This is a genomic window from Pelosinus baikalensis, from assembly GCF_020819555.1.
Classification (GTDB): Bacteria; Bacillota; Negativicutes; order DSM-13327; family DSM-13327; genus Pelosinus; species Pelosinus baikalensis.
The window spans coordinates 1-634 of sequence record NZ_JAJHJB010000140.1; the positions used below are offsets into that span (position 1 = coordinate 1).

The 634-nt window shown below is 47.6% G+C and carries 1 protein-coding gene; it reads left to right on the forward strand.

All coding sequences use genetic code 11. From position 1 onward, the window contains the following. Window positions 1-634, forward strand: a 634-nt coding sequence (locus tag LMF89_RS25475) for a transposase (protein WP_229537599.1), incomplete at both ends; no start/stop codon positions are given.

Genomic DNA, 634 nt, shown 5'->3' on the forward strand with positions numbered 1-634 from the left:
CCTGATTGAAAAGCTCTCCAAGTCAAATGTACTGGAGCAGGAAAAGGAATTAATCCTTTTTCAGGCAATCTCCGAAGGCTTTGTAAGTGACGACAGTGTGGCGATCGATGCCTCCCACTTTGAAGCACGAGACAAGGCGACTGCCAGCGAAAAGAAGGAAAAACCGGAGCCCCAAAAACGCGGGCGTAAAAAGAAAGAAGAACAAGCTTCATACGACCAGCAGAAGCTGGAAGAAGAGGAGAACAAGGCCCTCTACGAAAAGAAGATTGAGGCCCAGCTTGAAGTTTCCCTTGAAGAACTGCGTTCTGAAATGCCGATTGAACCTGCCTGGGGCATCAAGAAAAATAGCGAAGGCAAGAACACATATTGGTTTGGATATAAGGCACATCTTGCGGTCGGGACCAAGAGCCAATATATCCTCCAGTCCGTCATGAGCTCAGGAAGCCTCAATGATGGGAAAGCAGCGATTCCCCTATTGAAAGGGATTCAGAAGCTCCCGATTTCCATCCGGCATGCCTGTATGGATGCAGGGTATGATTATGTCTCGATTTACAAACAGCTCCTGAGTATGGATGTCAATGCGGTTATTGCCTATAACAAGCGTGGCGAAGGGGAAACCCTTGGATATGATCAA